The 22,286-nt window shown below is 40.4% G+C and carries 17 protein-coding genes; 6 read left to right on the top strand and 11 right to left on the bottom strand.

Annotated elements, in window-relative coordinates:
- Positions 1-45: 45 nt before the first annotated feature.
- From Q4600_RS05165 to Q4600_RS05155, 3 genes are read right to left on the bottom strand one after another with little or no spacing between them, the layout of a single operon-like run.
- On the bottom strand, positions 46-2,040 hold the full coding sequence (locus Q4600_RS05165) for a diguanylate cyclase (RefSeq protein WP_303513397.1): 1,995 nt from the start codon (positions 2,038-2,040) through the stop codon (positions 46-48).
- On the bottom strand, positions 2,037-3,962 hold the full coding sequence (locus tag Q4600_RS05160) for a diguanylate cyclase (RefSeq protein ID WP_303513395.1): 1,926 nt from the start codon (positions 3,960-3,962) through the stop codon (positions 2,037-2,039). The genes Q4600_RS05165 and Q4600_RS05160 overlap by 4 nt, the downstream gene beginning before the upstream one ends.
- 6 nt (positions 3,963-3,968) lie before the next feature.
- On the bottom strand, positions 3,969-5,813 hold the full coding sequence (locus tag Q4600_RS05155; RefSeq protein ID WP_303513392.1) for a GGDEF domain-containing protein: 1,845 nt from the start codon (positions 5,811-5,813) through the stop codon (positions 3,969-3,971).
- Between the two features lie 575 nt (positions 5,814-6,388).
- Here Q4600_RS05155 and Q4600_RS05150 point away from each other — a divergent pair.
- Positions 6,389-6,823, top strand: coding sequence for a DUF3069 domain-containing protein (locus tag Q4600_RS05150; protein WP_102528928.1), 435 nt, complete (start codon positions 6,389-6,391; stop codon positions 6,821-6,823).
- 28 nt (positions 6,824-6,851) lie between these two features.
- Complete coding sequence (locus Q4600_RS05145; protein WP_229369450.1) at positions 6,852-7,535, top strand: Crp/Fnr family transcriptional regulator; 684 nt, start codon at positions 6,852-6,854, stop codon at positions 7,533-7,535.
- A gap of 100 nt (positions 7,536-7,635) precedes the next feature.
- Here the strand turns inward: Q4600_RS05145 and Q4600_RS05140 are convergent, their stop codons facing one another.
- Positions 7,636-9,324 carry an NAD-dependent malic enzyme gene (locus Q4600_RS05140; protein ID WP_303513385.1) on the bottom strand — a complete coding sequence of 563 codons (1,689 nt, stop codon included), beginning with the start codon at positions 9,322-9,324 and terminating at the stop codon, positions 7,636-7,638.
- A 389-nt stretch (positions 9,325-9,713) separates the two neighbouring features.
- Here Q4600_RS05140 and Q4600_RS05135 point away from each other — a divergent pair, with 389 nt between their 5' ends.
- The gene (locus Q4600_RS05135; RefSeq protein WP_303513382.1) at positions 9,714-10,301 is read left to right on the top strand and encodes a hypothetical protein; all 588 of its coding nucleotides are present in this window, start codon (positions 9,714-9,716) and stop codon (positions 10,299-10,301) included.
- 59 nt (positions 10,302-10,360) lie between these two features.
- Here Q4600_RS05135 and Q4600_RS05130 read toward each other — a convergent pair whose 3' ends face one another.
- A complete protein-coding gene (locus Q4600_RS05130) occupies positions 10,361-10,831 on the bottom strand; it encodes a DUF1456 family protein (protein ID WP_102528924.1) in 471 nt (156 codons plus the stop codon).
- A 404-nt stretch (positions 10,832-11,235) separates the two neighbouring features.
- Complete coding sequence (locus tag Q4600_RS05125) at positions 11,236-12,498, bottom strand: Nramp family divalent metal transporter (RefSeq protein ID WP_229369435.1); 1,263 nt, start codon at positions 12,496-12,498, stop codon at positions 11,236-11,238.
- Positions 12,499-12,813: 315 nt separating this feature from the next.
- Here Q4600_RS05125 and Q4600_RS05120 point away from each other — a divergent pair, with 315 nt between their 5' ends.
- Together Q4600_RS05120 and Q4600_RS05115 are read left to right on the top strand one after the other, a co-directional pair.
- Positions 12,814-15,408 carry a TonB-dependent siderophore receptor gene (locus tag Q4600_RS05120; protein WP_303513378.1) on the top strand — a complete coding sequence of 865 codons (2,595 nt, stop codon included), beginning with the start codon at positions 12,814-12,816 and terminating at the stop codon, positions 15,406-15,408.
- 157 nt (positions 15,409-15,565) lie between these two features.
- Positions 15,566-16,225, top strand: a complete 660-nt coding sequence (locus Q4600_RS05115; RefSeq protein ID WP_248954841.1) for a glutathione S-transferase family protein — start codon at positions 15,566-15,568, stop codon at positions 16,223-16,225.
- 72 nt (positions 16,226-16,297) lie between these two features.
- Here Q4600_RS05115 and Q4600_RS05110 read toward each other — a convergent pair whose 3' ends face one another.
- From Q4600_RS05110 to Q4600_RS05095, 4 genes are all read right to left on the bottom strand, one after another.
- Positions 16,298-16,798 carry a DUF4447 family protein gene (locus Q4600_RS05110; protein ID WP_102528920.1) on the bottom strand — a complete coding sequence of 167 codons (501 nt, stop codon included), beginning with the start codon at positions 16,796-16,798 and terminating at the stop codon, positions 16,298-16,300.
- Between the two features lie 57 nt (positions 16,799-16,855).
- Entirely contained in the window at positions 16,856-17,260 is a 405-nt protein-coding gene (locus Q4600_RS05105) for an SMI1/KNR4 family protein (RefSeq protein WP_102528919.1), read from the bottom strand.
- A 174-nt stretch (positions 17,261-17,434) separates the two neighbouring features.
- On the bottom strand, positions 17,435-18,229 hold the full coding sequence (locus Q4600_RS05100; RefSeq protein WP_102528918.1) for a RelA/SpoT domain-containing protein: 795 nt from the start codon (positions 18,227-18,229) through the stop codon (positions 17,435-17,437).
- Positions 18,230-18,528: 299 nt separating this feature from the next.
- Entirely contained in the window at positions 18,529-20,601 is a 2,073-nt protein-coding gene (locus tag Q4600_RS05095; protein ID WP_303513370.1) for a M13 family metallopeptidase, read from the bottom strand.
- Positions 20,602-20,918: 317 nt separating this feature from the next.
- Between Q4600_RS05095 and rsuA the strand changes: the two genes are divergently transcribed.
- Positions 20,919-21,611, top strand: a complete 693-nt coding sequence (rsuA, locus tag Q4600_RS05090; RefSeq protein WP_229369423.1) for a 16S rRNA pseudouridine(516) synthase RsuA — start codon at positions 20,919-20,921, stop codon at positions 21,609-21,611.
- Positions 21,612-21,694: 83 nt separating this feature from the next.
- On the opposite strand, the gene Q4600_RS05085 is transcribed toward rsuA, so the two are convergent.
- Positions 21,695-22,006: a hypothetical protein gene (locus Q4600_RS05085; protein ID WP_303513365.1), complete on the bottom strand. Its 312-nt coding sequence runs from the start codon at positions 22,004-22,006 to the stop codon at positions 21,695-21,697.
- Positions 22,007-22,286: the final 280 nt, after the last annotated feature.

Here is a 22,286-nt window from a genome sequence, read left to right as displayed (position 1 = left end):
AACAGTGGTTTATGATGACTAACAGTTATTATACTCGCTATCGCCTTAGGCATCATCATGAAAGTAAACTACCTGATTACGGCCTTGATTTTTTGCTCGATATAACGCCTTATCTGCTTTTTTGATTAACTCTGTCAGGGTGGTTTCATCTTTAAACGTTGCTACCCCTGCGCTAATCGTGACAGAAAGGTTTTCGCTAATAGGGCTAAAATCAAATGAATGTATGTCATTTAGAATGGACTGGGCTAGGTTAATTGCAGCTTGAGATCGCGTATTGGGTAGCAGTATTAAAAACTCTTCACCACCGACACGACCGATATGACTTCTACCGGTATGACTTTTACTCGTCATAGATGAATGCTGTTCAGACAAATGGACAACAGATAAGTTTTCTAAGCAAATTTGAGCTACAGCTTTGAGAACTTTATCGCCAGTGTCATGACCATGTTGATCATTAACGAGCTTAAAGTGATCGATATCGATAGAGATAATAGACAATGGTTGTTGGCGCTCTGACAATCGGGTAAATGCATTTTGTGCATTGCGATAAAAGCTTAATCGATTGGGTAATTGGGTTAATAAATCGGTTAATGCAAGTTGCTTTAATTGTTGAGACTTTTTATTAAAATAAAGACTAAAAATGATGAGTAATAATACGGATGCAAAGCCTAGAGCCAGCGTTAAAATTTGCAGCCTTTCATTGTCTTGTTGAATGATGAATTGTTGATCTTTCAACTCGTGATATGCCACTAACTCTGCATTTTCAGCTTCTATTTTTTCACTATCAAATTTAACCCGCATTTCTGTGCTAGCTTGATTTTCAAGGGCTTTATCTAACTTTAAATGGATTTCATACAGTGCAAGTTGCGCTTGATAAGCTTGTTGCCACTGTTCCAAAGATTCAAAAATTTCAACCTTGAGTTTAAGTAGCATTTCATGGCCACGTTTATTGTGGTTTTTATTAAAGCCGACAGTGGCTTTTTCAAGGTGAGGCAGTGCTTCCTTTGTTAACTTTAAGCCATGTTTTGCTTGGGCTTTATATAGATGTAAAAAGCTATAATGGGTATCAACCGATGGGCTAATGATGGCTTCGTATTTATATAAATAGTCTAGTGCTTGTTGATACTGTTCAAGTTGGATGAGCGCTGAGGACATATCCACAGCAACACGGGCGACAAATGTTGGGTCGCTTTGAGTTTCTTGGTAATAATTATAAATAGCTAAATAGTAATCAGCGGCTTTTTGAAATTCATCAATATCTTCAAAAGCATACGCCATGTCATTTTTGACTAGCATAACTAGAGCTATTTGATCGCTATCGCTAAAGGCTTGTTCGAGCTGGGAATAATATTTGAGAGCGGTTTCTGTTTCGCCTAAGCGGCGGTAAGTAATCGCAAGGTCAAGTAAAGTTAAACGTTCTAAAGTCACTAACTTGAGCTTTTGATAACCCTCATAAGCTTGGAGTAAATTCTTAAGGGCAACTGCGAAATCACCTGTGTAGGAGGCGATTTGACCTAAGATGGAATAAGCATCTGCTGTCAGGCGCTGATCATTTATTTGCTGTGCATCAATAAGGGCTTGTTGCACCATCTGGTTGGCATCAGTAATTTCTCCTCGATAGCGAAGTAAGGTCGCCTCGCAAAGTTTGAGGTTGATTCTGATGTCGGCTGGCATCTCAGAGTAACGCTGATAAACATCGGTTAAGAATTTTTGCGCATTTAGGTTTTGTTGTTCTTCTAAAAAATTATACGCTAAGCATTGTTTGGGCAGTAAGCGGTAAGTACGAGCAATATCGCCATCATCAATAAGCTGCGCCATTTCGTCAATGAGGTTAGGGTAACTAGCATCATTGATATCGCCATTATCGATTAATATAAATATCTGTTCAAACTCAGGGTTATCGAATGCTTGAGTCGCTTCGTTAGCCCCTTTTTGTTCTGTTGCAGATACGGGCAAGGTCACGTTGAAAAAGAGTACAAACGTGATAAGACATACCATTTGGCGTAGGCTACAAATCCGAAGCATCAGAAAGTGCATCATTGGCCGTCCTCTCGCTGAAAATCAACTGGACTTTGATAATTCACATAGCCATCTCGGCCTGCATTTTTGGCTTGATAAAGTGCGATATCTGCTTTTTTAAGTAATGGGGAAATACTTGTTTCATTGCTTGTTGTTGCAATGCCGATACTGACAGTAAAACATTCGCTCATAGACAATGAATCAGTATCAATTAACTTAACTTGATTGTTTACTCTTCTAGCCAAACTTATCGCATCTTCAGCTTGCGCATTAGGCATAAGTAGGAGGAATTCTTCACCTCCTATTCGGGCCAAGGTGTCTTCTTTACGGCAAACTTCACTGATAGTGTGGGCGATTAACTGCAATGATATATCACCAACATCATGACCATAATTATCATTAACCGCTTTAAAGTGGTCGACATCGATAAGTAGAATCGAAAATGCCTGCTGTTTTCGAAATAAATGCTTAGTCACTTTATAAGCATAAAGTCGATTTGGTACCTCGGTTAACGGATCGATTAATGCTAACTGTTTATATTGTATAGACTTTTTAATTAATTTTATAAAGAAGAACGCTAATATCACCAGCAAAATAAAGGTTAAGGCTATAGCGACATATTGCAGCTGCTGTTTCTTTGTTAAGGCTTCAAGCTGAGTGGCTTTTAGGGTTTGAAATTCAATCAATTGTTTTTGTTGTTTTTCAAGTTGGTGTGAGTCAAAGCGGATACGCATTTCTGAGTTAAACGTCGCCCAAGCGGCTTCATCCATTTGATTGTGAACAGTAAGAAATTCATGGTGCCAATGGTTTGCTGATTTAAAGTCGCCTTTTTCGGCAAATAACTCAGCAATGATGGGATAGATAATTGTTAACCCTTTCTTATTGTTATATTTGTCAAAACTGTTCTTTGCTTGATTAAAATGCTCGATTGCTTCCAGGTATCGTCCTTGGTGTAACCGTAATTCGAGGTAATAGGCATGCATATAGCCGAAGTGAGAGTAATTAATTGGCGTAATTAAAGGCTGTGCTTGATTTAGCCAACGCTCAGCTTCATCTAAACGATTTAGTTTAATGAGCGGAGCTGACATATCTACCGCCATTTCTGCTGCGTATAAGGGATTATTAGCAGTATTGGCCACAGCATATATTTTTTCAAAGTAATCAAGAGACTCTTGATAATCGCCGTTATCTAGCTTGATGTAAGCTAATGACTGCTCGACGATAGCCAGTAAGTTAGGTTTATCATTTTTGGTGAAATGCTCTTCAACAATATTGTAGTAATAGAGGGCTTTTTTGTTATCGCCTAAGCGTCGATATGAACTTGCTAGAGAGATAATATTAATATTGGCAGTGTTCCAATACCCAAGTTGCTGATATAGCTCAAAAGACAATGACAAATTGTCAATTGCACCTATAAATTGCCCTTTAAATAAGCTTAACTGACCAATAGAGAAGTACGCATCAGCAGTTAATTTTGCATCTTGTAGTGTTTGTACTTGAGTTAACACATCTTGATTAATTTGAGCTGCTTGCTGCAAATCGCCTAAATACATAAAAGCTCTTGCGCGGCACAAATTTAATAACACAGGTGTAGAGGGGACCGAAAAGCTTCTTGATGCTAAGTCATCAGTTTCATTTACAAAATCTTGTAGCTGATCTGGCTCGCCGGAAGGAATATGCGGGCAGGTTAGTGTTTTATACTGCTGCCATCTTTGGTGGTCATCCTCAGCAATCAAGGCTTTAAGTTCTAGTAGTTTTTCATCAATATATAATGAGCTCGTCAGTTGATCACTTTCAAACTGACTAAACAATTCATCAGCTGCTTCATTTTCTAAAGTATTTGCATCGGCTTTAAATGGTAATTGGCCGACAAACATTAAAATAAATAAAACTAAACCGATGAGGTAGTGTGTATTTTTGCGACAACGAATAAGTTTCTGCAAGGTGATTTATACCGTCTTAACGCAGTTTCTACCTGCTGACTTTGCTTGGTAAAGTGCATTATCAACTCGCAATAATAATGCTTCCAATTTGTTCTCATTGTTAAACTGGCTGACACCAGCACTGATTGTTTGGTTTAGCTCTGGCGATATAGCATGCCAATTGGCATCAGCAATTTTATTGACTAATCTCTCGGCTATTTCTTTAGCCTGTTGTTCATTAGCACCAGGTAATAGAACCAAAAACTCTTCACCACCCACGCGGCCGACCGTATCAGATTTACGCATTAATTTTCTTGATACTTCTGCCATTAATACCAATACTTTATCACCAATATCATGACCTAAGCTATCGTTTACTTTCTTGAAATGATCAGCGTCAAATGAGATTAACGAAAAGTGAGTATTATCTTTACGTGCTTGTTCAATATAGTCTTTTGCTAAGTTATATGTTTGACGACGATTAGCTAATTGTGTGAGCTCGTCAGTTAAAGCGAGACTTTTAAATAATTGTTTTCTTTTAACTTGCTTAGCGGCATAAAAAGTCATAATGATTAAAATTATTGCTACAAGAAAGATAATCACTTGCTGTAATTCTTTATTTTTTTCCAATACTTTTAACTCTTGTTCTTTAACTCGCTGCAATGCTTGTAAAGTTTGATTCTCTGATTCTATTTTACCGGTGTTAAAGCGTGCTCGCATTTCGCTATTGCGATTACTTAAGCTTTTCTGATCAAGTTTAAGATGCAGTTGCAAATAATCTGACAAGGCTTCATGGGCTGACTGATAGTCTTCTAAAACCAGGTAGATTTTATTTCGTAGAGTATAAACTTGGCTTAAGCCACGTTCATTATTACTGACATCAAATGCGGTTTCAGCCTCTTGTGCAAAACTTAATGCTTGCTCGGGTTGATGTTTGAGTAATGCAGCTTGCGCTCTAAAGAGTTTCATAAAACTGAATAACCCATCGATTTCTTTAGTGATGATTTTTTCTGCATTATCTAAGGTTTCAATAGCGGCATCAACTTGACCTAGTTTTAATTGAACTCCCGCAATATCAACGCCAGCACCCGCAGTGAGGATAGGTTTGTCTTGTTTATTCCAGTAATGATAACTTTTTTCAAATCGTGCTAGCGCAAGTTCGTTTTTCCCAAGTTCTTCGTAGGAATAAGCAATCTGAGTATTGATGTCGATAGCATCCATTAGCTGATTGTTATCTAAATAGGCTTTTTCAAGTTTCTCCTGATAGGACAGTGCCATTTGTGGATCGCCAAAGCGGCGGTAACTATTGGCTATTTCACTTAAGTTTACCCTGGCCCAATAGTTTAACTTGAGTTGCTCATACATTGACTGCGCAGGGATTAAATCTTCCAAAGCCCCTGTGTAATCACCTTCATAAGACAACATAGCACCTCGTAAACTCCTACCATCGGCGATTAAGCGCAGGTTTTCAATTTGATAGGCTTCTTGTATTGCTGCGTCGTAATCAAGTTTGGCTTGTTTTGGATTGCCTGAGTATTGGTAGTGAGATGCACGGCAAAGTAATAGTTCTGTATGCAGCGTTGACGGGTAGCTTTTTTGATGACGCAGCATCAAGTCTTCTGCATGCTTTATCGCTTGTTGAAATTCTTCAGAGGTTTCTGATGGGTGGTACCAGCAATGCAATGGAATGAGCTTTTCTTGTTGCTTGAGATCTTCTTGAGGAATTAGGGTTTCAAGCTCAATTATATAACCAGCTAGTTTTTCAAGATCACCTTCTTCACCCTCATCGAATATATCAAATAAATGATCAATTCTTTGCTGATTGTTAATGTCATTGGCATTAGCTGAAACAGTGTTAATTGCAAAACACAAGGATATAGCTAATACAAAGTGCAGCAGGGTTTTAATCGAATAGTTCTCATATAGGTTTCTATGCCTAGCATTATTATGACATATAATTTGGTTTGTACAATTAAAGCCACTCAATGGGTTATTTGTATCTAAATGATCGATAAATTAAGCCAAATTAGGGTCTTAATGTTATCAAAGTAACAATGCTTATTGATGCAAAGGTTAAAATCAGCTGAATGAAATGAGAACGACTAGTCAGGTGTGTACTCACTTTGATAGTCTCTTATTTCATGTTTACTTGTTGATATGTCATTTAGCAATGAAAGACATTTAATCCAACCTTTCTGAGAACACGTTCGTAAGAATGTAGTCTATGCACAATGGACTTAGATAAAGGTTAATCAAACCGTTATAAAGTCAATTTAACAGCCAATTCCGTATATTACTTAATTGTACTTCTTTGGATATATAATGGCGCTTTACTGAATGAGTTGAAGCCATTAAGGTATGCCGCCTTTGCAGGATATACATTTATAGCAAACATCTCAGTAGCATTTGAATTTCAGCGGCACTATTAATTAAGAGAGAAATATACAATGAGTCATGTGACAGAAGAATATAAAGCAACAGCAAAGCAGGTGTCTTTTAATGTAGCCAATAAAGTACTGCCAATGGATAAATTACCAGAGACATTACTTGAAGCTTACGAAGGCTTGTTTAAAGAGTTAATTGAAGATAATGCTGGCTTGTTTAATAAAAGTTGGCAAGCCATGCCGGCAAGTGCGCAAAAATTGATGCCACAAGCTGAGTTCCATGGTTTTTATATTGCGAATGCGTGGATGCAGTTAAGCCGAGTAGCTCAAGAGATTGCTGACGATGCAGATTCTGACGAAGCGATTGATGAAAAAGAATATGACGGTGTATTTGGTCGTTTAGCTGAGCAATCACTGAAAGAAAGTATTAGAAAGTTAAAAAAAGCCCGAACGGATCGTTCGATGTTGAATAGTTTTAAACAAGTTATGTCGGCATAACTTGTTATAGCAAATGTTTGGAAACCCAATGACATCAATATTAGCCCACCAAATCAGTTGGCCTTGTGAACTAAGCGAGCAAACCAAAGCTGAGATTTTAGATCTTGCTATTGAGCTTGAGGGCATTGAAAAATACGCCACTCTTTTAGACGGTGATCATCAGCGTGGCTTATTTTATTGTGCACAGGGGCTGGGAACATTTGCGACCACAAGTTTAGATAATCGCCCATTGGCCAGTTTCATATTTGGCAAACAAATGTGGGTTGGCGCTGTGGCGATTGAGATTTTCCCTAAAATCAATTTATACACTTGTGAGCTTGAACCTATTAGAAGTTTATTTTTCCCTAAAAAGGATTTAAATGAACTAGCAAAAACTAACAGTGAAATTTATAAACTGTTATATAGCATCATGCGCACGAATACCCCTAAGCTTGTTCAAGGCATGCATTTATCTTTTTATGGCATAGAAGAGCGCATAGCATTTTTCTTACTTGAACTCGCTCGCAGTAAAAAGAATACGGATTTACCTAGAATTGAAATTAAAATTACTCAGCAGCAATTAAGTGAAATTGCTAATGTCAGCCGACCTAGAGTCAATGAAGTGTTGAATAAGTTTTCTCAGCGAGAGCTTATTGAATTAGTCCGTGGCAAGATGATTATCAGTAACTACGCTGGTTTAAATAAAGCATTAGAAGATAAAGTCGTCATGTAATCGATGGTTTTACCTAAAAGAAAAGCCTAGCATTTGCTAGGCTTTTTCGTTTCGTAAGGTGCTGGTGTTAAGTAAAACCAAAACCTTAAACTTAAGTCATTTAGAAAGAGGTACGTCTATAGCGACGGTACTCAGGCTCCCAAAAGTTACTATCAATTTTTTGTGTTAATAGTTCATCTGGACAAGGTAGAGCAAGCTCTTGTTCAATGGCTTTTTTCGCTACTGCAAAGGCAATGTATTTACTGACTTCTTGAATATCTTCAAGTGCCGGTAATAATGAACCTGTGCCATTTTTACCAAGTGGTGAGCACTCTGATAATGCAAGGCTCGATGCCATTAACATTTCGTCAGATACACGGGTTGCGCCACTCGCTAGTACACCTAACCCAATACCTGGGAAGATAAAGCTATTGTTGCATTGGGCAATTTCGAAGGTCTCACCGTCAATAACTACGGGTTCAAATGGACTGCCAGTAGCAACCAATGCTTGGCCAGATGTCCAGTGCAGCACATCTTTCGGTGTTGCTTCAACGCGGCTAGTAGGATTAGACAATGGGAATACTATTGGACGCTCACAATGGCTGTGCATGGCGCGAATAATTTCTTCAGTGAATAATCCTGGCGCACCAGAAACACCGATCAATACCGTTGGTTTAGCGTTGTTGACTACATCAAGTAATGAAATATGATCGCTAAAGCCATCCCATTGCTCAACGTTTACTGTCTTTTGCGCTAGTTTTTTCTGGAAATCCAGTAAGGTCGGCATGTTATCAAGCAATAAGCCCCAACGATCGACCATGAATACTTGTGAGCGAGCTTGCTCATCTGAAATGCCTTCTGCCACCATTTGCGCCACAATGGCTTCTGCAATTCCGCAACCTGCGCTGCCCGCGCCTAAGAAAGCAACCCGTTGCTTACATAACTGCGTATCAGCTGCCTTACATGCCGCCAATAACGAACCAACAGTTACCGCAGCAGTACCTTGAATATCGTCATTAAAAGTACAGAATCTGTCCTTATAACGTTCAAGCAATGGCATGGCATTTTTCTGAGCGAAATCTTCAAATTGAATAAGTGCTTCAGGCCAGCGGCGATTGACTGCTTGCATGAATTCTTCGATAAAGTCAGCGTACTCTTCGCCGCCAATACGTGGATGACGAGAGCCCATATACATAGGGTCATCTAACAGATTAGGGTTATCAGTCCCCACATCTAAAGTAATTGCGAGGCAATATGCAGGGCTGATCCCGCCACAGCTGGTGTATAAGGATAATTTCCCAATTGGGATCCCCATACCGCCAATCCCTTGGTCGCCTAAACCTAAGATACGTTCACCATCGGTGACCACAATCACTTTCACTTTGTGGCGTGTCGAGTTATTTAGAATATCGTCAATACGATCTTTGTTATCGTATGAGATAAACAAACCGCGGTTACGGCGATAATTCTTCGAGAAACGCTCACAGGCTAACCCCACGGTAGGGGTATAGATGATAGGCATCATCTCACTGATATGGTTTCGCACTAATCGATAAAATAGGGTTTCGTTAGTATCTTGGATATTACGCAGATAAATATGCTTATCGAGGTCATTACTGAAACTTTTATACTGTTCATAAGCACGTGATGCTTGTTCTTCAATTGTTTCAATAACCCAAGGAATAAGCCCTTCAAGATTAAAGTAAATGCGCTCTTCTTCGCTAAAGGCGGTACCTTTGTTTAGCAGAGGAGACTCAAGAATGGCTGGACCTGCGAAAGGAAGATAGAGAGGGCGTTTATTATCGTCCATTGGAAACCTTATTATCAGTGTCGAATTACTGTTATTTATAGCTAGGATTAGACGGCGATGACTGTCTAATAGTAGACGTTTTTTGTTATCGGAGAAGGTTAACACAAGTTATATTTTTTGTGGTCTGTTAAGTGAGCTATTTCACACTTTTTTTCTATTTGAATGTGAGCTGTGAATATTGAAAACGTTTGATGTGATTTGTTTGCGACTCAATGCTAATAACGATATTAACTAGATTGTGAGAGACAAGACTAGAGTGAGGGCAAATATGTCAATGAGTCATGACTCGTAACACTTTAGCAGCTGACTAAAACTAGAAAGGGACTCGATATTGATTAAATTAGATGCCATGCTGATTATGTACACAATTTCTACACTGTGAGGTACAAATGGCTCTTCCTTTAATTTGGCTTGGTACAGCGGCGGTAGGTGCAATTTTACTTGCTGATGATCGTAAACAGCGCAAGTCACTACAACATGAACGCCGCATGGGCCGTTCCCCAAAAGTACCTAATGAAAAGTCTGCGAGCCCGTTAACCCCAAGTATTTGGCATACCAGTGATGTATGTGTCGAAGCGGCACCTGGAGGCATTGTTTGTTGTTTTGTTTTTGGTGTGGTTGAGCATAGCGGTATTTGGGTGGGCGATAATCACTTGGTTGAACTTCATGGCAGCGGGTTAATAAGACCCGTATCAGCGCAGCGTTTTTTACAAGACCGGACAGGTAGACGCATATTTCAAGCATGTAATCACTTACATCAGCCTTTAATATCACCACAAGCACAGAAAAGAGCAGAGCAGGCAATATATCAATATCGCGAATATGATTTATTTAACAATAACTGTCATCGATTTGTATGGTCGTGTGTAAACGGAGAGGAAGTCGCAGTAAAGAGTTTCGAAAAACTGAATGCTTTATTAGCCGAAGAGTTTAAACAGGCCATTTATTGGGATGAAGTGACACTGAGCGAGCGATAAAATGACATAAAAAAGCACAGCCATTGCTGTGCATTTCAATGTTACATCAAACAGGGGAGTTACAGTTCAACACCACGGTGTTTGATTGATAGTCCATGTAAGAAGTTACGTAAAATCTGATCGCCACAAGTTTTGTAGTTCTTATGATCAGGGTTACGGAACAAGGCACCTAACTCTGACTTACCGATAACGAAATCAGCTAAACCACAAATTTCAATAATGTCATCTTCGCGAAGCTCTAAAGCAATACGTAATTTTTTGAAGATTAAGTTATTTGTTAGGTTTTTAACAGGCGCTGGAACTTCACTGCCTTCACGTAAACCACGTTTTTCGATAATTAGTCCGTCTAAGAACTGACACATGACTTTGTCATTACAGGCTTTATAACCTTCTTCAGCTTCTTTCTTCAGTAAGCTAATGATTTCATCTGTGCTGACTTCAACATTGGCTTGAGCAAAAACTTTAATCATCTTTGCGTTTGAATAATCGAATACAAAACGTAGACGGCGAATAATATCGTTGTTAATCATATAAGTCTCTGGGCGCGGCTGCGCAGTTTTTTAAGCTGAGGATTATTGAGCCTAAGCTTAAATAAAAATTGGATGCGGATTATACCCATGATACTTCAAGATGCAAAGTCAGCAAGGCAAATAGTGCCAAGATGCTAGGCATAAAATTGAAGTATAGTTATTCTACATCGATATTTTATAACAACGCAGATTGGTGCTATTTGCCTTGCCCTATGGGGCGCAAGCTCGAAAACCACTGCTACGTTGTAAGCTTTGAAAAGTGAACAACAATTACCTCAGCTTACGCCTTGCATTGTTATCCGAGATTGCGCCTGACAAAGCATCTTGAAGTAACATGGGTATATACCTGAAAATGGAGTAATAGTTCAGATTATCTGCAATTCATCGTCATTAAGAGAAGCTATTTATTGTATCGCAAGCTTCCAGTAAATGAATACCGCCGAAAACCCAACCAGATACACCAAGCCAAACCATGCCAGTAGTTTCATTTTTATACCGTAACGGTGTTTTTCTGGTAAGGCTTCACTGGTCATTAAGCGTAGATTAAGCCACGCAAAAATCACTGTGGTTAGAAATGCCAATGTCATCACAAACTCAAGTAAAGGCAGCAGCGCTCCTTTAAAAAACAGAATAAGCCCTAGTCCTAATGCAGAAACAAGCAACATCACTCTCGTTAATCGCTTAGCGCAATCCTGTTGATTGTTGAGTAACTGCCAACCAATATCTAACGTTCGGCTATAACCGTCAATGACGGTCACTGTGGTACTAAAAATACATAAAAAAGCGACAGCAGCGATTAAAAATCGGCTTTGTTCACCCATGACATCGCTATACAAATCAATAAGCTGGCTTGCGAATTTAGCACCAGAATTAGAAAATACTTCGCCACTGCCATGCATCACTAATGCACCAAGGGCTAAAAAAACTACCGCTAAAATAGCGGTGACAATAAAGCCCAAGTTGAAGTCGAAAATGGCTTGCTTACTGGTCACCGTTTGGGTCTTTTTCTTCTCAATTAACCACAAAGAGTTCCAAGCACTGACTTCAATTGGCGCTGGCATCCAGCCCATCATAGCCACTAAAAAACCAACATAAGCCCATTGCCAAGGGCTCTCGGCCACCTCCGTTATAGCCGGTGCTTGGTAATGTTGCCAAGCAAGTGCGACTGCAATCAAGGTAGTTAAGGTTAAGGCCAGCATGATGACTTTGGTCATTTTATCCAGTAATTGGTAATGACCCAATATGAGAATTGCCAGTGAGCTCACTAGTACTAGGAATGCGAGTACATCAATCGGCAGAGGCACAAATTGGGTCAGCATAGCAGCAGTTAACATGCACACCCCCGCTGTACTGGCAATCGCTGCGATAGTGTTTAAGCAAGTAAACATCAGTAAATAGCCGCGTCCTTGCTTTAAATATCCATGGAGTAAACTTTCATCTGTGGCTGCGGTGTACCGAGCGCCAGCAGCAAAGAATGGGTATTTGAGTAAATTAACGAGTAATACCACCCACACCAATTGCCAGCCAAACTCAGCACCAGCTCGGGTAGAGGAAACTAAATGTGATGCGCCAATAGCGGCGGCGGCCATCAAAATTCCTGGGCCAAGGCTGGCAAAAAATGTGGCGGCTGAGTAATTACTGCTGGTGGCTTTTTGAGTCGTCGGCATCATGTTCTTATTGTTTGAGGTGAGATTACTATTCAGTTTCAAGATGATGTATGACTATGTCATATTTTGCTGAATGCGCAAAATAACAAATTGTTTACAAGATGTAAGTGATAAAGCGTTCTGTTACAACTGTTTAAAAACTAACCATTGACTTCTGATGTGGATTACTTATGTTAGAAAAACATGATGCGCTAATATAAGCGCGCATGAGATGAACCGAAATAGGATGATTTGTAAGTCATTCTTATTAGGAACATAAAGGCTTAAAAATGATGTTGAGCCTATTTAAAATAATAATTCATATTAGGGACAATTATGAAAAGACCTCAATTTTGGCAGAGCGCCTGCGCTGCTGCTGTATCACTCATCCTCACACCTACCGCTTTTGCTGCCGAGCCCGAAGTCGAACGCATTGAAGTGACAGGTACTCACATTAAACGCACGGATTTAGAAGGCGCTTCACCGATGACGGTGTTAAGTGCTGAAGATATTGCCCGCTCAGGCGCACAGGATATTTCGCAGTTACTGAGTAAGTTACCTGTTTCAGGGAGTGGCACTTTCTCAACCCAAGGTAATAACTCTGATGATACCGCTAATGGTGGCGCTGCTGTGTCATTACGTGGTTTAGGCGCAGATGCCACTTTAGTATTGTTGAACGGCCGCCGAATTGCGGTGTCATCTTTTGCTAAATCCATTGATACCGCGTTTGTGGATATTAACTCAATTCCTATTTCTGCAGTGAAACGTATCGATATCGTTAAAGATGGCGCCTCAGCAACCTACGGTTCTGATGCTATCGCGGGTGTGATAAACATCATCATGAAAAAGGATTTCGAAGGATTCGAAGTCAACGGTAAACTTGCTGAAACTGTCGAAGATGGCGGTGGTCAGCAAGCGGGTTCAATTTTGTGGGGTACAGAAGCCGCTGACGGTAAGTCGCATACCACCGTAATATTTGATTACTTTAAAGAACGTGAAACTCTCTTTGCCGACCGAGACTATTCAAGCTCTGCCGATCAAACACCAAATGGCGGTGATGATTTTCGTTCATCTGCAGGTAACCCTGGTTCATACATTCCTGCGACAATTGGCGCTGATGGCTCAATAACGCCAAAGTCTGATTTATTCAGCTGGACGCCTGATGTCAATTGCCCAGCGGACAGTGTAAAAGGAAATTATTGCCGCTATGACTACGCACCACTGATGACATCAGTGCCAGAATCGACTCGCATGGGGTTATCGGTATTTCAAGATTACGAGTTTAACGATGAGTTGAGTTTATTTGCTGAAATGATGTATCAGCATAATGAAAGTGTGGTGAAAGGGGCGGCAAGTCCATCATTCGGTGAGTTTTATATGCTAAATGATAACCCATTGTTTACTAGCGGCGCTGCGACTAATCCTTTTCCTGGTGAAGACTTAACCATGCGCCGAAGACTCACTGAAACGGGGCCTCGCCAAAAATCATCTGAATCAGATAGCGCTAGAATTGTATTAGGGTTAAATGGCATGTTATCGGATTGGGAGTGGGAACTGGCTTATACCTATTCTTATAATCGTAATCATGAATATGGTGAACAAGGTTTTGTGTGGACACCACGTTTACAAGAAGCCATTAACTCAGGCGCGTTTAATCCATTAGCAACAAGCCAGCAAGGCGATGTGATTGATGATATTAGCGTCAGTACCACCCGTAATGGTAAATCTACCACTAATGCGTTTGACGGAAAGATTGCTGGTGACTTGTTTGATATGCCAGCGGGCAGTGTCGCGATGGCGGTTGGGTTTGAATATCGTGAAGAAAAATTATCAGATAATCCTGATGAGCTGTTTAAGCGCGGCGAAATATTTGGTACCGAAGCGACTGAAGCCTATGGCGAGCGCGATCAAACCTCATTATTTATTGAGCTTGCTGTACCAGTATTTGAAAAACTCGAAGCACAATTAGCATTGCGATACGAAGACTATAGTGACTTTGGCGATACGACTAACCCTAAAATTGCTCTGCGATATACCCCATTAGATAATTTAACCTTCCGTGCAAGTTGGGGCAAAGCATTTAGAGCACCATCATTAGTGCAATTAGGCTTAGGCCCATCACAGGAATCTCCGGGATTAGTGGATGCGGTACGTTGTCCATTAACAGGGCTTGAAGAAGACTGTACCGCGCAAGAGCGCACGGTTATTTTTTCGGGTAACCCTGATTTACAACCTGAAGAGTCAACTTCTTATAACTTTGGCGGGATCTGGGAAATTACCGATGGCTTAAGTGTCGGGGTGGATTACTGGAATTATGATCAAGAAGGTTTGATTACTTCTGATACTCAATATTTGGTTAATACTCAAGGTGATGATCCAAGCGTTGTAAAACGTGAGCCTACCGATGCCAATGGCGTACCTGGACGTATTATCGAAATCTATGACCAGTTTGCTAACTTAGGTAGCCAGACGACTGATGGTGTTGACCTTGATGTGCAATACACCATGAATACGCAAAGTGCGGGTGAGTTTGGTTTTAATTATAACCTCACTTGGGTCAATAGTTTTGATCAAGTACGTGAAGACGGTTCGACCCGTGAACTTGCAGGTGAATACCAACACCCTGAATATCGCTGGACGGGTGGCATGGATTGGGGCTACACCAACTGGCAAACCAGTGCGCGCTTAAACTATATTGGTGAATATCAAGATAATATCGATGCGGGAGCTACAGGAACCATAGATTCAATGATGACTTTAGATTTAAATGTCACCTATATTGGTTTCGATCATTGGTCACTGACGTTAGGTGCTAATAATGTATTGAATGAAGAGCCTTCATTCAGCGCCGCTGATTTCATGGGTTACGATCAGGCAACCCATTCTGCCATCGGTGCATTATGGTACGGTAAAGTCAGTTATCAGTTTTAAATAACTGAACATATGTTAGGTTAACTCCTAGCTCAAGACAGAAGGCGAGCTTTAGGCTCGCCTTTTTATTGGTATCATTTTCGATGACACTCATTTTAAATCTGTTTGATTTTACGAAGTCTGGTTCAGTAGGTAATTAATCAAAGGAAAATAGAACATGGAAATAGAAGCAAGCACAGGTATTACCTTATATGGCACTCCGCGCAGCAGAGCGCTGCGGGTTTCATGGTTATTGGAAGAGCTCGGAGTTGATTGGCAGTTTTGCTTTCTTAACTTTGCCAAAGGCGATAACCGTTCTGAAGAATATTTAGCGCTGAACCCAAGCGGTAAAATGCCTGTAATTACTGATGGTGATTTTGCGCTAACTGAGTCAGCGGCTATTTTGCAGTACCTAGCGGAAAAGTATGGCAATGGTGCTTTTTTACCAGAACCTGGCACTGAGCAAGCGGGCTTGCATCACCAATGGGTTAGCTTTGTTATATGCGAATTAGAGCAACCTTTATGGAGCATGGGCAAACATCGTTTTGCGCTGCCAGAAGAGCAGCGTGTAGATGCCATGCTACCAGTAGCAAAATTTGAGTTCGATAAAGCGGCTAAGATTGCTGAACTCTGGGTACCTGAAACAGGTTATGTTTGTGGTGATGAACTCACCATCGCTGATATCTTACTGACTCAAACGCTTTTGTGGGCGACAGTATTTGAGCAAACTATTCCACCAAAGCTGACGGCATATCGAGATAGAGTGAAACAACGACCTGCAATGACTAAGGCGTTAGAAAAGTCAGAAGCGATTGCGAAGGCTGCTCAAGAAGAGTAACGATTAGATCGTGAATTTTTGACATGAAAAAAGGAAGCTAATGCTTCCTTTTTTATTTATCTACTCAGCTTATTAAAGCTGAGTCGCAGCCCATTTAGCGCGGCTTTCGCGAGACTCACTCATGCCATTATCAGCACGGAAGCTTTTGTAAGCTTCAATTTCAAGTGGAATAAGGCTGACTTCTACTTCTAATACAATTTGGCATTCTTTTTTGATGCGCCATGCTGCAGTATTGTATAGCTCAGTAAAAGGCAGTGAGCTTAAAAACTCAGGGTTGTACTGAGTATAAATAGCCTGAGTTGGGTAGACCACAAAGGCTAAACGTCGCTTTGGTTCGGTTTTGAATAGCGCTTCAATACCGTCAGTGGTATTGAGTACTTGCATCTCAATGGTATCTTCAATTTCAAGTAACTTCTTTTGTGCAACTTCTGGCGCATCAGTTTCGCCAGCTTCCCAAGCAGTAACTGCTTCAGCCGTTGTTTTAGTTAGTTCGGCAATTTGCTCGACACTTAACCCTAATGATAAGCGTAAACACTGCATTTCGATTGCATTCAAGTTATTTGATTTAGCCATGGTTTTTCCTATTTAATCTTGTCGTGTTGTGGTTAAAACATAGGTGAATCAAATTAATTACTTACGTTTTAACCAAATATCTTGAATCCAATCCCAGAGAGATTCCCACATGATGTCTGCCATGCGACCATTCTTGAAAAAGCGCACATTGGCTTCTTGGTCGATACAGTAAAAGTTATCCCCTTGCTGACAAATCGCAATGTACTCTCTTGGCATACCCACAGACCAAGCGTAGCTGGTCACTTCAGGTAAATAGGTATGAGAATATGGGTCAGATGCCGTAACCATTTCAATAGCACCGTAAATAACATCACTACCAAATAGCAGGTATTCTTTTAGGTCGTTGGGCAGTGAAATTAAAATTTGCTCTTCAACTTCTACCAGTTGCTCGAATGTCGGTAATTCAAGTGGTACAGGGACCGTTTCGCTTAAGTCTTGAAGCATTTCAATGATGTCATTCATCAGTGTTTCCAGTTATCGGCAATAATGGCGGGAGTATAGCTTGTATGGCGCTCTTAACCAATTTGAATTAATCGAAAAACCAACAAAACAGCAAAAAATAATAAAAAAAAGCACCTTAAATTAAGGTGCCAAAATGGAAGGGGGTTGAACGGAAATAGGCAAAGCTTAATGGGGTTAAGCTGCTTGGGTTTGGTCTCCTATGTGTGTGTTGTCAAATTGGGCAAGGCTTTGGCGTTTATAGCTAAGCCAAGCTTTGTGATAAAGCTTATGTGATGACTGACGCAGCTTAACAATTTGCATTAACTCTAAATCAGTTAGGGCGCGGTGTTGGGTTTGTGCGACAGCTTCAATATGCTGTATTTGTTCATAGACTTGATGTTCTGGGCCGCTTTTAATCTCAGCGATTTTGCTCAGATGTAATTGCACTTCTACAATCATTTTTGTTTGCGGTAATTTCACTAATAAATTTAAGTCGCGATAGCCTGATGCTTTGGGGTCTGCAAAGCGGTTTTTAACTTGCACAACCTCTGTGGTCTCAGCCAAGGCATCATAACTGCGCATTAATGTTTCAACGTCATCGGCAACCAACGTTGCTCTGGCAATATCGGTAATGAAACTGGCATCGCCATTGAATTTTCGTTCAATTTTTTGTTGCGCCCTTTGGTAACTTTTAATCTCAGGCATCAGTATATGAGTATGGCTTTCTTGACTGATGTTGTTGAGTAAATTACTCAGTTCTGTTTGCGCTAAAGGGGCGCGTTCAAATAACTGTTGTAAGCTATCAGTTTCTTGTTGCGGCGCAGTACCTGAAGTACTTGCTAGGTTTAATAGACTGTCTAAATCATCAACAAGGGTCTGGTTAACATCGTAAACGGGTTTAACAGGGCTAGTATCAACAGTAACAGCTACGGCATTTCGCGTAGTGAGTAATAATAAAAATATAAAAAAGGTACGAAAAATTCTGTTCATTTGCGTTACCACTGACTCTAAAGTTATGAAGGCATGAGTAATAAAGTATTCGTTATAACCCTTTTGGGATATGTGATTACTTTAGCTGGTGGAAGCTGAATCAAAGCTGAATATTTTATCGACTATGGGTAGGTTTACCAATCTTTACAAAGTGATTATTAAGACTGTGATATTGAATATTGAGCAGGCTTTGATTTGCTAAATCTAGAATGTTAAATCGCAATAAAAAAGGACATCGAAATGATGTCCTTTTTAGTCGTTCTACCCTTTAAGAAATAAAGGGTAGCTCAAGTGAGTGACTACCAAATCTTTACGCGTTTAGCTGGTTCGATATACATTTTATCGCCTTCTTTCACGTCATAAGTTGTGTAGAACTCAGGCATGTTAGATAGGGCACCTAAAGCACGGAAATGGCCTGGTGAATGTGGATCAGTTGCAACACGGTTACGCAAAGCTTCTTCTTTCATTTTCACTCGCCAGATTTGAGTGAAGCCCATAAAGAAACGTTGATCGCCCGTTAAGCCGTCAATCACAGGTGCTTCTTTACCGTCTAATGACATTTTGTAAGCTTTATACGCAATAGTCACACCCGATAAATCACCGATGTTTTCGCCTAGTGTCAGTTCACCATTAACATTTAAGTCATCAAATACTTGGTAACCATCATATTGGGCAATTAACGCATTCCCTTTTTTGGTAAAGGCGGCTAAATCAGCTTCAGTCCACCAATCACGCATATTTCCTTCGCCATCGAATTTAGCGCCTTGGTCATCAAAACCATGACCCATTTCGTGGCCGATTACTGCGCCGATGCCACCGTAGTTAACCGCATCATCTGCTTGCATGTTGAAAAACGGAGGTTGCAAAATTGCCGCAGGGAACACAATCTCGTTCATCGTTGGATTGTAGTAAGCGTTGACGGTTTGCGGCGTCATGTGCCACTCGCCTTTATCAATTGGGCCGCCAAGTTTAGCAATATCTTTATTGTGGCTTTCAACGCTTGCACGCTGCGCATTACCGACTAAGTCATCACCTTTAATGGTTAGCTTGCTGTAATCTTTCCATTTATCAGGGTAACCAATCTTTGGATTAAATTTGGCTAATTTGTCTTTAGCGGCCACTTTAGTGTCAGCACTCATCCAATCTAATGAGTCGATGCTAGTACCGTATGCGCCACGTAAGTTTTCAACTAATACACTCATGCGATCTTTTGCTGCAGAAGTGAAATGACGCTTAACGTACACCTTACCTACAACTTCACCTAAAGTGCCACTGACTGTGTTTACACCACGTTTCCAGCGAGACTCTTGCTCTTCTTGACCGTTTAAGGTTTTAGAGAAGAAAGCAAAGTTTTCTGCATCAATGGCTTCAGACAAGTTACTTGCTGCATGGGTTAATACGCTCCACGTCATGTAAGTTTTAAGGGTGTCTAAATCTGTTGCACCAATCACTTCACTCAAGCCGCTCACGTAACTAGGCTGGTTGATGATGATATCTTTTTGCTCTGCAACACCCATAGTTGTCAGGTATTGGTTCCAATCAATGTTCGGAGCAAGCTCTGCAAGCTCAGCTATTGTCATTTTATTGTAAGTTTTAGTGCTATCGCGGCTTTCAACCACATCCCAATGCTTTTCAGCAATGGCAGTTTCAAGGGCTAAAATAGACTCAGCAGCAGCCTTACCATCAGCAAGACCCGCTAAGTTAAACATTTTTTCAATGTGCTCAACGAAAGCTTTACGAATATTAACGAAACGTTCTTCTTCGTTAAAGTAATAGTCTTTTTCTGGCAGGCTTAGGCCATATTGCCAGATATGGGTGGCGTAACGGGTTGAGTCTTTTGCATCAACATTAACGTAAAAAGCCAGTGGGGTGCCGTAACCGTTAACTTGGCTATAGGCAAAAAAGTTGGTGAGGTCAGCTTTTGATGAAATAGCAGTAATTTTATCAAATTCAGCTTGGATAGGTGTGACACCTAATTTATTTAACGTTTCAACATCCATAAAGGCGCGATAAAGATCGGCTACTTTTTGTTCGTCAGTGCCAGCTGTCAGAGTAGGCATTGCTGCTACTTCTTCAATGATTGCTTTCACGTCTTCACGAGCATTTTCACGTAGGTCGTAAAAGGCGCCAATATTAGTACGATCGCCTGGGATTTCAGCTGTTTTTAGCCAAGTGCCGTTTACATATTCATAAAAATCATCTTGTGGACGTACTGATTTATCGATGTTTTGAAAATCGATACCTGATGTTAGTGCAGTTTGAACTGCTTCAGCCGTTGCCGTTTTGGTGGTGTTTTGCACTTCATTATTACTACAAGCACTGAGACCTGCGATCAATGAGGCACAAAGTCCCCCAATAACAAACTTATTCATGTTGTTTCCTTTGCATTCTTGAAATCAAGTATTAATAAGCTCTTCAATGAGCTTTAGATGCTGATTTTTCATTTATTCTTTTAAACAGCAAAAGTGTAAATAGAAAATCAGTCTTTATTGTTGTGAACCCCATGTTAAGTGTTGAAAAGGGCATTTAACAAGGGGATAGGGCATTTTTGTTGATAAAATGTGAGCTTTTCAGGAACTGATATGTAACTAAAAATTACCGTTTTACTGCAGAAGCGGAATATTTGTTTTTCATTTGATGGTTCACGGCTCATAATAGCGGCTAATTAGACACTCAATTGGTTGTAGTAATGCGTTTAGATAAGTTTATCTGTGAAAGTACTGAGCTCACTCGTTCATTGGCAAAAAGAGTATTAAAGTCAGGTGAAGTTACCTGTGATGGCGTGGTGGTAAAAGATGCCAGTTATAAAGTCGCTGAAGATACTGAAGTGTGCATCGAGGGACGTCAGATAACCATTATCGGTGAACGTTACATCATGATGAATAAGCCGGTCGATACGATTTGCTCAACCATTGATGAAGAATATCAGTCGGTACTGAGTTTGATGGATATTGAAAAGGTCGATACGTTACATATTGCAGGCCGTCTTGATGTGGATACCACCGGGTTAGTGCTCATTACCAGTGACGGTTTGTGGTCGCACAAAATCACTTCACCTAAGAAAGACTGCGGTAAACGGTATTGGGTTGAGGTGGCTGAGCCACTTGATGAAGCTTTGATTGAGACCTTTAAAGAAGGGGTTCAGTTACGTAGCGAAGATGGGTTAACCAAACCCGCTCAGCTTGAAATTCTAGATGACACCCATGCTCGTTTAACCATCAGTGAAGGCAAATACCATCAAGTAAAACGTATGTTTGCCGCTGTGGGCAATAAAGTGGTCAATCTTCATCGTGAAGCGGTCGGCAGTATTGAAATGGAAGATGAATTGCTTGAAGGTGAATGGCGATTTTTAACTGATGAAGAAGTAAAGTCAGTTAAATAGTTTACGACCCCCACGATAGATAATCGGCCATAAAAAAGGGCCTTCTTTACAGAAGGCCCAAACACTAGTTTTGGAACGCTATATTAGTGTAGTTTACGACGTCGCGCAGCGCCTAATAAACCGACCAAAATAAGACTAAAGACCCCCATGCTACTGCTTGAATCAGATTTCACAGGTGTTTCTTCTGGCGCCTCTTCTGCTGGTGGTGCTGCATCGATATAATCAGAATTAACCGTTAGCATAAAGCTTGTGTTGGCTTGGTCATGTTGATTAGCCGAATCCATCATTGTCATTGTCATTGTCATTGTCATTGTCATTGTCATTGTCACAGTTACAGTCACTTTAGCTTCCGTTTCACCATACCAATCGATATCTGGATTGCTAGTAAAGCTCATACCGTCTACTTAGTCGACACGTTTTCACTGTGCATGTATTCCACTGTTAATTCTTCCATGACTTCATTTGCAGCCATTTTCTTACTCGGCATGCCGAAAGCGGTAATGTTGGTTAGGTTAAAGTAGCCAATACTACTTCAAGCAGCAAAACCGATATTGAATATATAAAAGGAAGATAAATCCTTAAGAATACAATGTGAGCTGATTCTTAATTCATGATGTAACTGTTGAAGTAAAGGTGAGGCGTTAAGCAAGGTCGAGTTAATTGTAAAAGAGTTAA

Source organism: Shewanella sp. 2_MG-2023, assembly GCF_030548905.1.
Taxonomy (GTDB): domain Bacteria; phylum Pseudomonadota; class Gammaproteobacteria; order Enterobacterales; family Shewanellaceae; genus Shewanella; species Shewanella electrodiphila.
The sequence above is the reverse complement of the archived record's forward strand: the minus strand, read 5'-3'. Positions and strand labels throughout refer to the sequence as shown.